Source organism: Pseudomonas sp. AB39(2026), from assembly GCF_059831485.1.
Genome location: NZ_CP195212.1, coordinates 4490517 through 4502434, shown reverse-complemented (window position 1 = coordinate 4502434; position 11918 = coordinate 4490517). Strand labels below are relative to the sequence as shown.

Genomic DNA, 11918 nt, shown 5'->3' with positions numbered 1-11918 from the left:
CTAGTGGTCGTGATAATATGCCTTCCCTGATGCTGGATACCCTGATGCGGGGCATCAGTATTTTGTCTACCAAAAGCCAAGGAAATCTGGATGAAACTAGGAGTACTACACCTCAGCGATATTCATTTTCGACGCGAGAGTGATCCCGCTAGGAGCTATGCGGGCTGCATAGCAAAAGCGTGCTATGAAACTGCACGTCAATGTGATGAGTTCGTTATTATCGTAACAGGTGACTTAGCTTATGGTGGGCAAAAAGTAGAATATGGTTACTCCGAGGAGTTGCTTTTAACGCTGGCGGAAAAATTGCAGGGTGAGGTTGCCAGGGATATAAAAATATTTTTAGCCCCAGGAAATCATGATTGCTCACTATTTCCCATTGATGAAATACGGAACATAACAATAGAAAAAGTCATCGAAAGCCAAGGGAGAAATCTTAGCCAAGCATTGATAGAGAAATGCACTGAAGCGCAATCTGCTTATTTTGAGTTTGAAAAAAAAATCAGAACGCTTGAGCCGGTTTTTGAAGATAAATTGTGGAAAGAATTTGAGCTTCCCGTCGGTGGGGGCATTGTTCGAATTTCCTCAATTAATGCGGCTTGGATGTCAAAACTGCATGAAAATGCAGGGCAGTTGGTATTTCCAATAGAAAATTACTTAGACAATCTTGAAATTCCTTGCAATTTACGGCTAGCACTTATCCATCACCCACTTAATTGGTATTGTCAAAACACATATCATCCTATGCGTAGGGCATTAAAAACGCATTGTAACGTGATATTATCGGGTCATGAGCATTCGGTAGGATCTGAGGTGATATCTGATTTGAATGGTAGTACTCTCATGTTGGAAGCTCCGGCTTTGCAACCACATGAGGGAAACCTAGAGCCACAGTTTACTTGTCTACTGTTTGAGACAGCTAGCAAATCTGTTTTTGAGAAGAGATTCAAAGCAACTAGTTCGTTACCTGAATTGATCGAACCGGAAATCACACATAGTTTTGATACAAATTCTGGAAAATCTAAACTAAATAAGATTAACCCCGAATTCCTAAAAGTATTAATGGATCCGGGTGGGAATTTTACCCATCCCCTTCGAGGATCTTTGAGTTCAGAGGAAATTTTCGTCTATCCTCAACTTGAAGAAAACGATCCTGACGCAGCTAAGAAAAAGACTCTTTATGGAGACGAAATTTGTGCTGGTTGGCAGCTAGGAAAAAAAATCCTAATTCTTGCAGATGACGAAGGGGGGAAGACATTTCTTCTGCGGAAGTATTTTCTTGACGCTTATGAGCAAGATGGACTTCCATTATACTTAAAAGGCGAAGATGTAAAATCAGTTACTGAAAGAGATATTGATAAGCTAATTGAGCAGACAGCCGCACAGCAATATACAAATCCAGATGAATTTAGATATGCTGAGAAATCTAAAAAAATAGCCCTGGTTGATGACTTTGACCGTATAAAAGGCGATTTCAAAATACAGGAAAGATTGGTCAATATCCTACAAGAACGTTTTGTCGCTGTGGTATTGACTGGAAGCTCTAGGTATAAAATAGACGAGCTTGTCGGGGGTGAAGCATCAAACTTCATAATGGAGTATGCGACCTATAAGATTAGACCGTTCGGGCATTTACTCAGGAATGCACTTATAAAAAAGTGGTGCATGCTGGGGGAAGTGACTACACTTGTAGACTTTGATAGAAAGGTCTACGGTGCAGAAAAACTGGTAAATGGAATATTAGGGAAAAGCATAGTCCCTGCGAAGCCAGTTTACTTATTGATATTTCTGCAAAGTAACGAGCAAAATGAACAAAGGGAATTACAAAACAGTAGTTTCTCCTATTATTATCAGTACCTTATAACAAAAAGCTTGAAGGACGCAGGATATAGAACCGATCAGTTTGATGAAATGTTCTCATATCTTTCTCAAATGGCTTGGTATTTTAAAGAAAATAACCGTAAGGAATTGAGCACTGCTGAGCTAAGAGAATTCAATAAAAAGTTCTCGGATGAATTTACTTCGGTGGATTTTGAACAGCGTATTAGTCTGCTTTCAACTGCAAAAATAATTTCTAAATGCGGGGACTATTATAGATTTACTTATGCCTATATATATTATTTGCTTGTCGGTAAGTATTTAAGTGATAATTTGCATGAAGATGAAATAATGCAAAGCGTTGAAGAGTATTGTGAGGAATTATATCTCCGCGAAAACGCAAATATTATAATGTTCCTTACTCATTATTCAAGCGATCCAAGAGTTATAAACAAGATTTCGGCAACTTTAGATTCATGTTTTTCTGATAATGAACCTCTTCATCTGAATGGAGATCTGGCTGCAATAAATAATTTGGTCGAGTCAGCTACTCGATTAGTAATCAAAAATCCCGATGTTGATCAGAACCAAGAAAATAGCAGGAAAAATCAGGACAGGTTTGAATCTGCGCAAACAGAAGATGAAGACCATGATGCGCAAAATGAAAATACATATGATGAAAGTAAGAAAGCTCTTAGTATAGGCTCAAATGTTAACCTCACAACAAAAACTTCTGAAATTTTGGCTAACATAGTTAAAAACTATTACGGCTCAATTAAAAAGGCTAGAAAACAGCAATACATAACCAGTATATTTGACAGCTCGCTTAGGACATTGAGTGCCCTTTTCTCTGAAATAATAGAGCAGCCGGATAGATTCGTTGCCGAAATGGAGAGGGAGCTTGCTGAACGATTTCCGAAGATGCAGGCGGAAGAGCTAACTACTCAAGCTAAGAAATTTGCATTCCAGCTTGTAGGATTAATAACTACTTCTTTTATAGCTAGAACTGGAAACCTCGTCAGTTCAGAAAAAATCCGCGATGATATTGCGCGTTCCGTAGCTGAAAAAAATGAGAACTCGTATAGGCTGATAGAGGCTGCTTCCTGTCTAACGCAACCTGGTCATATTCCCTTTGATTACCTAGAATCCCTTTCTCGAGATTTAAAAAATAACAAGTTTGCCTTTACCATCCTGCAAAGCTTGATATATTATCATCTCCATATGTTTCATACCACCGACAAAGACAAGCAGCGGCTTTCTACAATTGCACATATAAGCATACAGCAGTCTAGAATTATTGATCACAAATCTAGAAAATCAAAGTCTGATTCTTTGTAGACAAGAATCTCCGTCCTAGGCTAATTTAGCTAGGACGGTAATCATAATTTAACCTCTTTTTCAGTATCTAACCTTATATGTTGGTGAATCCTCCGGCCGGTTCTGCCGCCGGTCATAGATCCTGGTCGTGCTGATGTTGGCATGGCCCAGCCAGGCCTGGACCTTGGCAATGTCCGCCTCATGCTCCAGGGCATTGGTAGCTGCCGTTGCCCGCAGGCCATGTACACCCAGACCGGCGACCTCAATGCCAGCCTTTTTGGCATAGGCTTCCACTACTTTATAAATGCCATCGGCAGTGATGCCACCTCGATCTATGGGGCCGCGTAGCGGCAGGAACAGCGGGCCTTTAGGCGTGACCAGGTGATGCCCCGAGCGCTCCAGGTAATCATGAATGCGGTCAGCGGCAACCGGGTGTAGAGGCAGATAACGCACCTTGCCGCCTTTGCCGTGAATCAATAAATGCTTGATACCACGCCGCTCCAGCATATCGCTGACGCCCAGCTGGGCCGCTTCTTCCCGTCTAAGGCCGTGGTAGAGCAGCACGGCCAGAATGGCCCGGTCCCGCAGCCCTTTTAGGGTAGCCACGTCCGGCGCGTCCAGCAGCGCCTTGGCATGGTGATCGCCCAGGGCCGGGGTCTTGCCTTCGTTGCTTTCGATCTTGGGCCGTTTGACCCCGTGCACCGGGTTGCCACCGGCGACCGCGTTGCACTCCAGCAGGTGGTCGAAAAGGCTGGCCAGCGCTGCCAGTTTGCGTCGGATGGTGGCCCCGGCCAGGCCTCGGTGTTCCAGCTGGGCACGCCAGGCCAAGACATGAGAACGCGTTACCACGCGAAACTCGTCTGCAGTGGCCAACCCTATAAAGGAACAGAAGTCTTCCAGGTCGTTTTGGTAAGCACGACGCGTGCGTGGGTTATCGATGTTGGCAAACCATTCGACGGCAGCCGGTACCGCGGCCAGGTGCTGAAACTCGGCAGCGGTCAATCGACGCTCGCCGTCCTTCTGATGCACCGTTAGTGTGCGCATGACCCCTCCTCCTCCCCAAAACGCTTTTTTGACGCGGCTGATTGAAAACTCTTGATAACCTGTATTTTGATTCCGTATTAGCAGTATAAATCATTAAGATAAATTAGTTATGTATTTTTGCAGATCGGAAGATTGAGGCTGAGCTAATATGTATAAAAGAGCAAAGACATAAGGCGCAGCCTGGTGCGTAAGGCTCTCTTGATTGCAGAACACGGGGCAGACGGATCTGCCACGGCATAGGCACCCAGTCTATTCGAAAGTCATCATTCTGAAGTTTCATATGGAACCCTTTAAAGCAGTTTACGGGGTCCGGGGAGCAATGGAACAGCGAAGTCACTTAAGCCCGAGTTAAAGTTCTGTTTACTCATTCGATGGTGTTGATTGACGTATTTTGATTTGTGAAACCAGTTTATCGAAAATTTTTCGGCTGGTTGTGGGCCGTTCTGAGCCGTTCGCCATGATCGCATAAATGGTTTTAGAAAACGGTGATTTTATCGAACTGGACCAGGCGCCACGCGGGTTTGCGGGCTGGCACTGAGCTTAAGTGACTTCCCTATCTCATTGCTCCCCGGACCCTTCACACGCACGGCCCTGCTCAGGCCATGAACCCCTGCGCCTTGCGTAAGGCGCGTGACAATATGATATTTGATGACCACTCTCGCTTACCTTCAAGCAATTGACTGAATATTAGTCAGCGCAGACTCTCTGAACGCCAGGGGAAATCGACTGAGCATATGGCAGCACTGGAGATTTAGGCAAGACAGTCAAGTCTGGCTACGGAAAAGTACTGTCTTTCGTCGAGTATTTAACTTTGTAGCTAGCCCGAATGGAACTGATTGGATTTTCATGCCACTCAGTTCTTTTTATGCATAAAATATACACTGAGGATATAATGATTCCGGTTAGAGGTAATAGTGACCACAGCGTTTATGCCAGTTCAGCACACTCTGCTGAAACCTCAAAAGCAATGGCGGAAGCACAACTGTCTAAGCAGCATAGCCGGTTGACACCGGCTGGGTTAAGCGATTACACAGCCTATGCTTTGAATGCAAAAGAAGCACAGGGTAATGATAATGAAAAGATGCTAGTTGGGCTTGCAAAAGATGCCATAAGCAGCCCTGATTTGGAGACTTTGCCAAGTCAGTCTAATAGCGGTATAAAACAATTTAAGAGGATGACTAACCAAGATATATTGTTAATTAATACTAAATTAAATGAACTTTCTAAAAGGCATGATATTATAAGTATTGAGTTTAAAGAATATTCTAAAGATCCTGTATCTATGAATTTTCCTGGCCCTTCAATGAATGAAGGGAGCAATATTAAATTTCGACCCAAGACAGCTAACGATATCTCTGGACTTTTTCCTGAACCATTTTCCAAAAAACTAAAAAACATAAAAATTCTGAAAAAAATGGAAAAATCAAAGGATGAAATGCTCTAGAGATTAGCCTCGCATGTTCAATACCTTGCTGATAATCCTGAAATGGGTTGGACTAGATCTTTTGAAGCAGCAACAAAAATTAGTATGAAGGCTTTGCAATGTTTAGATGAAGAATCACTTCATCAATCAAAGGATCCAGAGTACCAGGGCTACGTTGAGAGACCGTGTGATTTCAGACCATTTTACTATCGAGGCCAATCAGTTGGTTCATACGATCCTACCGATTACGAGCCTCTTGGAGGAAGTTTAAAAATTTCGAGTGAACATAACAAATTTTTACAGGATAGTCTTTTAGAAGCTCTTTCGATGCATTTTCCTAAAGAAATTAAAGAGCTAGCGCTTGAAAATGAACGCCTACAGAATGCTCTTGTAAATCCTAAAAACGCGCCAGCGGAATTCAGTGATGTAATAAAAAATCTATATGCTTCAGATTATCCTAACTGGATGGAAGATATAAAGGCTCGAGATGCTCTTGATGATATCGCGCATAAAGTTTTCTCGGAGGAAATAAGCCCGAAAATTCTTTTGTCCTTGCTAAATTTGGTAAGCAAATTGCCTGCTCACCTGATAGAAACACCAATACTTCCTGCCGACGAAGAAAGAATGGAGCGGTCCTTTAAATCCGAAGCATTAAGCCTTATCACAAAAGCAATTTCATTTGCTGAAGATGATTATACTGCTGTATTTGATAAAGTTATCTCACACACGAATGAATTGCCGAGTAATGAAGAGCAAGGATATATTAAAAAATCCTTGTGGGAAAAAAGCAACCAATATCTACACGCCTTTGAAAGAAGCTGGGTGGAGAATAAACCTGATAAGGCAACAATCAAAACAGTTTTTAATAACTTAATCAGTACTATTGAAAATTTAGATGGAGTTTTCGGAAAACTGCCAGCGGCTGTCGACTTCAACTCTGGCATAGCAGGTTATCCGCCGCCGCCTGGTATGGGAGGCTATCCACCGCCACCACCGCCACCACCGCCGCCACCTGGTATGGGAGGCTATCCACCGCCACCACCGCCGCCATCTGGTATGGCAGGTTATTTACCAATGATGCCATATGAACAACCGTATAACTCTGAAAGCGTGAGTGGCATGCTGAATTCACTTTCAAAACTTTCTGATAAATTAGCGGATTCCGATAAAAAGCCTTCGCTAAACAAAGTTGATCAGATAAGGAAGAAATTGTTCGAGACCCTGTGAGCCAGGGTTCTCAACTAAGTATCAAAACGCCATCCCTTGATGTGTGTGTATTCAAACATTCCTACACATCAAGGAAATTTCAGGCAAAAGCGTTAAGGCTGGATGTGCCTCTGAGCAGTCAGAGGACAGCAGCTAGCTCTATAAAGGAAGAGAAATCCGTCAGGTCATTTTGGTAGGCACGACGCGTGCGTGGGTTATCGATGTTGGCAAACCATTCGACGGCAGCCGGTACCGCGGCCAGGTGTTGAAACTCGGCCGCGGTCAATCGCCGCTCGCCGTCCTCCTGGTGCACCGTTAGCGTGCGCATGACCCCTCTCCTCCCCCAAAACGCTTTTTTGACGCTGCTGAGTAAAAACTCTTGATAACGTATTTTATGACCAGTACACATGGTTTTCGAAAGATGGAAAACCCGTTTCCCAAGGCAATACGAACCTGTCTGCTGCTGAACTCAATCGAACTCTAACTAAGATAACTAAGGGCTAAGAACGCCTAACGTTTAAGACTTCTGCCAATAGCCTCCTTGACCTTCGGGCACTAACCTCCCCACCCCGCCACAGCCCCGCTTTGGCGGGGTTTTTCGTTTTGCAGGCCAAGCGGCCTGTATTTATCGCTGAAAGGAGCTCACCCCATGAAACGCTACCTGCTTGCCCTGCCCTTGCTGGCGCTGGGCGCCCCGGCCATGGCCAACACCGGCATCATCAATTTCACCGGCAGCATCAAGGCCGGCACCTGCCCTATCGAAATTAGAGACCCGTCCGGCAGTACCGGCGGCGAGGTCAAGATGGGCGAAGCCCTGGCGGGCAACTTTAGCCAGGCTGGCATTGAGGCTAACCACCGTGCCTTCACCATTGAAGTGGCTGACGCCTCCCTATGCGCAGGCTGGGACGGCGCCGGTGGGGCCACGAATGTCGCCAAAGTACGCTTTATCGGCATGCAAGGCGGTGCCGATAGCGGCAAGTTGTTTGCACTCAAGGGCGGTACTGGCGCCGCCACAGGGCTGGCCCTAGGCCTGCGTGACAAGGACAAGAAACAAGTGGGCCACGGTGAGCTTTCTGGGGAGTACCCGCTTAACAGCGGTGGCCAGAGTGACCTGACCTTCGAGGCCTTCTACAAATCCACTGCGGCAGCCGTAACAGCCGGTGCCGCCGATGCCGACGTGCAGCTCGAACTAGTCATCAACTGACCTGGTTTCCCACCCCTGCCGTTTAAAAGGATGTTCCATGAAACACTACCTGCTGGCCTTCCCCCTGCTGGCCCTGAGCGCGTCGGCACTGGCCAACACGGCCGTCATCAGCTTTACCGGTAACGTGATCGCGGGCAGTTGCCCCATCACTATCAAGGACCCCGCCGGAGGGACCTCTGGCACCATCGGTATGGGCGAAGCCATGGCCGGCAACTTCGACCGGGTAGGCCTTGAGGTGAACCATCGCAACTTCGCTATCAAGGTGGACGACCCCGCTACATGCCCCGGCTGGAACAACTCAGGCAGCAACGTCGGTGCCGTTCGCTTCTTCGGCCTGGCAGGCGGTGCTGACAACGACCAACTGTTTGCCCTCAATGCCAGCGGTGCACCTGCAACCGGTGTGGCCTTAGGTATCAAGGACGACGCCGGCACGTTGGTAGGCCATGGGGGCACTTCCAAGAGTTACCCCCTTATCGGGGGCCAGGCCAACGAGCTGGGCTTCACGGCCTTCTATAAATCCACTGCCGCCACCGTGGAGGCCGGTGCCGCCGATGCTGACGTGTCAGTGGAATTGACCATCAATTGATTGCTTGCGGGCCGTGCAATGCGGCCCGCCTTTGAAGGTAGACCCATGGCTATTTGCATAATACCCGCGCTGCGCCGGACTGGTGTGGTGGCACTGGCGCTCGCCTGCCTGATACCCGCTGCCGCCCAGGCCGCGCTGACACTTAGCGCCACGCGGCTGGTAATAACCGATGATAAACGCAGCGCCTCGCTGGTGGTGAGAAACCCGAGCAAGGAGCCCTATGCCGCACAGGTGTGGGTGAATACGGAAACCGATGACACCACCACCGAGGTACCGCTGATTCCCGCACCTGCCTTGTTCAGGCTGGGCGTGGGTGAGGAACAGCTGGTGACGGTCAACCGCTTACCCAGCGATTTGCCTACCGATCGTGAGTCGTTGTTCTACTTCAACCTGCAGGAAATCCCCCAAAAGAGCGAAGGCGCCGCAAATATGCTGCGTATTGCCTTGCGCACGCGCATCAAGGTGTTTTATCGCCCCAGCCAGTTCAAAGAGGACCCGACCCTGCGCCTCAAAGAGCTGCACTGGTACCGCACACGGGAACAGGGCCAGGACTACCTGGTGGTCGATAACCCTACACCCTTTCATTTTTCCTTCGTCACGCTGCGCGCGCAGAGCGCCGGAAAATCTCACCCGTTGACCGTGGCGCCAATGCTTGCCCCACTCTCCCGCCAGCGCTACCCGGTGAACATTGCGCTGGGCAGCGACGCCCGCCTAAGCGTGGCCGCCATCAACGATTACGGCGGCTTTACCGACCCTCTGGACCTGCCCCTGCCTGTGATGCCCTGACTGCGGTCGACGTTGGAGTAACCCCCATGACCCCCTGCAACCCGCGCCCAGCCCATGCCGCCTTGCGTGCAGCCTGGCTGGTGCCTTTGAGTACGCTAGCTGGCGCTGTACAGGCCAGCGACTTCGACCCAGGTTTCTTGCGCAACACGGCCGCTGCCAGCGCGCTGGCCCACCTGGATGAACAGGCCAGCATAGCGCCAGGCGAGTACCGTTTCGACGTGTCTGTCAACGACCAGGCGCTGGGCCAGCACGCCCTGAACCTGGAACCGGCCCCGCAAGGCCGTTGGCGTGTGTGCCTACCGCTGGCACTGCTTGAGCGAGCAGGTGTAAACCTGGCCGCGCTGGCTGAGCCACCGCAGGCCGACGCACGCTGCATTGACCTGGAAAACGCCCTCCCCGACAGCCAGGTGAACGTAGATACCCGCCACTTCAAAGTCACAGTGCTGGTCCCGCAGGCGGCGATCCACCGCCGCCTGCATGGCACCACCCAGCCTGAGGAGTGGGACCGCGGCATCAACGCCGCTTATGTCAACTACCAGGCCTCAGCACGACAAGGCCGTGGCCGGCGCGGCGGTAGTGACGGCAGCCGCGACCTGTACCTGAACGCTGGCCTCAACCTGGGTGACTGGCGCCTGCGCACAACCCACGCCTTGACCGACAGTGACCGGCTGGGCCGGGAGTGGCAACACTCCAATACCTACGCCCAGCGTGACTTGGCCCACTGGCGCGCCAACCTGACCGTCGGTGAAGTGTTCACCCAGGGGGATGGCTTTCGTAGTGTGCCCTTGCTGGGCGCGCAGGTGGCCTCGGACATGGACATGCTGCCAGATGTACTGCAGGCCTATTCCCCGATCATCCGCGGCGTAGCCCAAAGCCGTGCCAAGGTCGAGGTGCGCCGCGACGGTTACTTGCTGTACACCACCTATGTGTCTCCAGGCAGCTTTGTGCTGGATGACCTGTCGGTTAGCGGCAGCGGCGAACTGGAAGTCTCTGTGATCGAGGACGATGGCCAGGTTACCCGGTTCACCCAACCCTACTCGACCCTGGGCAATTTGCTACGCGAGGGGGTATGGCGGTACAGCGTAGCGGCAGGCCGCTATAACCCGGCCTATGCAGGCGCCAACCGACCACTGCTGGCGCAAGCCAACGTTGCTCGGGGGCTTGCAGGCAACTGGACCCTATACGGCGGAGGGCTGGGTGCCAGCTTCTATCAGGCTGGGCAGCTGGGCCTTTCGCGGGACTTTGGCGCCTGGGGCGCGCTGTCCATGGACGCCACCGCTGCCACTACCGACAGTGAAGGGGGTACACACCGAGGCATGAGTTACGCCGCACGCTACGGCAAAGCCTTTGGCACCGGTACGCAATTGCGTTTCGCCGGTTACCGTTACTCCACTGAAGGCTATCGGGATTTCGACGAAGCCGTCAATGAACAGGAACACCGCTGGCTACGCCATGGCTCACGCCGTAGCCGGCTTGAAGGTGCGCTATACCAGACCCTCGGGCCGCGTACCAACCTGAGCCTGTCCATGTCCCAGGAAGACTACTGGGGCTCGACCTACCAGCGCCGCCAGGTACAGGCCAACCTCAGCACCCTGTGGCAGGGCATCGGCGCCAACCTGTACGCCAGCCAAGCCTTCGATGAGCGTAACCGCCAGTATCGCCAATGGGGCTTGAGCCTGAGTATCCCACTGGGTAGCACCCGCTCGAGCGCAACGTTCAATGTGCAGCGCAGCGGCGAGCGGTTGAGCCAGAACGCTTCGCTGGCCGGTTATCACCCAGGCTCGCAACTGGGCTATCGCGCCACGGTTTCCCAAGACAGCCAGCGAAACCGTACCGGAGCGTTTTCCGCCAGCTGGCAGGCACCTGCAGCTAGCCTGGGTGCCGCCATAAGCCGCAGCAGCGACAGAACTTCACTGTCTGTCAATGCCAGCGGCTCCCTGGTGCTGCACCCCGAAGGCCTTATTGCGTCGCCGCAAGTCAGCGATACCTTTGCCATCGTGCAGGTCCCGGGCATCGAGAACGTGGGGGTGCACAATGGCAGCGGCCGTACCAATGCCTCGGGCTACACCGTGGCCAATTCACTGCGCCCTTACCGCACCAACACCGTTAGCCTGGACACCAGTGACCTGGGCCCGGATGTGCTGATCGACAATGGCACGCAACAGGTGATCCCACGTCGAGGGGCTATCGTGAAAACGACCTTCAGTGGTCGCCTTGTTACTCGGCTGCTATTGACTGCGAGGTTGCCGTCTGGCGAAAAACTCGCGTTCGGCACTGAACTGCTGGACCGGGACGGCCAGTGGATAGCCACGGTCGGCCAGGGTGGGCAGGCACTGCTGGAAGGCCCAGACCAAGTGCACACCCTCATGGCACGCTGGGGGGAAAATGGCCAGTCGCGCTGCCTGATTAGCCTCGACCCTGCCCAGGCCACGCAGCGCGAGGGCTACCACCTCATCGACGCGGTCTGCACCCCCTGAACCTGGTTGCACCCCGCATGTTTTTCATTGCCCTACCCGCCGCTCTGAACAAGGCATTAT

General features: G+C 50.8%; 8 protein-coding genes and 1 pseudogene. 7 read left to right on the top strand and 2 right to left on the bottom strand.

Annotated elements, in window-relative coordinates; all coding sequences use genetic code 11:
* Positions 1–90 precede the first annotated feature (90 nt).
* Entirely contained in the window at positions 91–3153 is a 3063-nt protein-coding gene (locus ACSAMW_RS20725; protein ID WP_500591868.1) for an anti-phage protein, read from the top strand.
* A 60-nt stretch (positions 3154–3213) separates the two neighbouring features.
* On the opposite strand, the gene ACSAMW_RS20720 is transcribed toward ACSAMW_RS20725, so the two are convergent.
* Positions 3214–4176 (bottom strand): tyrosine-type recombinase/integrase, encoded by a 963-nt coding sequence (locus ACSAMW_RS20720; RefSeq protein WP_500591867.1) that lies wholly within the window; start codon positions 4174–4176, stop codon positions 3214–3216.
* 892 nt (positions 4177–5068) lie between these two features.
* Between ACSAMW_RS20720 and ACSAMW_RS20715 the strand changes: the two genes are divergently transcribed.
* On the top strand, positions 5069–5620 hold the full coding sequence (locus tag ACSAMW_RS20715; protein ID WP_500591866.1) for a hypothetical protein: 552 nt from the start codon (positions 5069–5071) through the stop codon (positions 5618–5620).
* 84 nt (positions 5621–5704) lie between these two features.
* Positions 5705–6826, top strand: a complete 1122-nt coding sequence (locus ACSAMW_RS20710; protein WP_500591865.1) for a hypothetical protein — start codon at positions 5705–5707, stop codon at positions 6824–6826.
* A 127-nt stretch (positions 6827–6953) separates the two neighbouring features.
* Here the strand turns inward: ACSAMW_RS20710 and ACSAMW_RS20705 are convergent.
* Positions 6954–7133, bottom strand: a pseudogene (locus ACSAMW_RS20705) (tyrosine-type recombinase/integrase); the annotation flags it as partial.
* 321 nt (positions 7134–7454) lie between these two features.
* Between ACSAMW_RS20705 and ACSAMW_RS20700 the strand changes: the two are divergent.
* The 4 genes from ACSAMW_RS20700 to ACSAMW_RS20685 are packed head-to-tail and all read left to right on the top strand — an operon-like array spanning position 7455 to position 11858.
* The gene (locus ACSAMW_RS20700) at positions 7455–8009 is read left to right on the top strand and encodes a fimbrial protein (protein WP_500591864.1); all 555 of its coding nucleotides are present in this window, start codon (positions 7455–7457) and stop codon (positions 8007–8009) included.
* Positions 8010–8046: 37 nt separating this feature from the next.
* Positions 8047–8595 carry a fimbrial protein gene (locus ACSAMW_RS20695; RefSeq protein ID WP_500591863.1) on the top strand — a complete coding sequence of 183 codons (549 nt, stop codon included), beginning with the start codon at positions 8047–8049 and terminating at the stop codon, positions 8593–8595.
* Positions 8596–8640: 45 nt separating this feature from the next.
* Positions 8641–9381, top strand: a complete 741-nt coding sequence (locus ACSAMW_RS20690; RefSeq protein WP_500591862.1) for a fimbrial biogenesis chaperone — start codon at positions 8641–8643, stop codon at positions 9379–9381.
* 26 nt (positions 9382–9407) lie between these two features.
* On the top strand, positions 9408–11858 hold the full coding sequence (locus ACSAMW_RS20685; RefSeq protein ID WP_500591861.1) for a fimbria/pilus outer membrane usher protein: 2451 nt from the start codon (positions 9408–9410) through the stop codon (positions 11856–11858).
* Positions 11859–11918 lie beyond the last annotated feature (60 nt).

Coding starts and splice junctions, on each gene's coding strand:
- ACSAMW_RS20725 (WP_500591868.1), top strand. CDS start 91: ATGAAACTAGGAGTACTACACCTCAGCGATATTCATTTTCGACGCGAG.
- ACSAMW_RS20720 (WP_500591867.1), bottom strand. CDS start 4,176: ATGCGCACACTAACGGTGCATCAGAAGGACGGCGAGCGTCGATTGACC.
- ACSAMW_RS20715 (WP_500591866.1), top strand. CDS start 5,069: ATGATTCCGGTTAGAGGTAATAGTGACCACAGCGTTTATGCCAGTTCA.
- ACSAMW_RS20710 (WP_500591865.1), top strand. CDS start 5,705: ATGAAGGCTTTGCAATGTTTAGATGAAGAATCACTTCATCAATCAAAG.
- ACSAMW_RS20700 (WP_500591864.1), top strand. CDS start 7,455: ATGAAACGCTACCTGCTTGCCCTGCCCTTGCTGGCGCTGGGCGCCCCG.
- ACSAMW_RS20695 (WP_500591863.1), top strand. CDS start 8,047: ATGAAACACTACCTGCTGGCCTTCCCCCTGCTGGCCCTGAGCGCGTCG.
- ACSAMW_RS20690 (WP_500591862.1), top strand. CDS start 8,641: ATGGCTATTTGCATAATACCCGCGCTGCGCCGGACTGGTGTGGTGGCA.
- ACSAMW_RS20685 (WP_500591861.1), top strand. CDS start 9,408: ATGACCCCCTGCAACCCGCGCCCAGCCCATGCCGCCTTGCGTGCAGCC.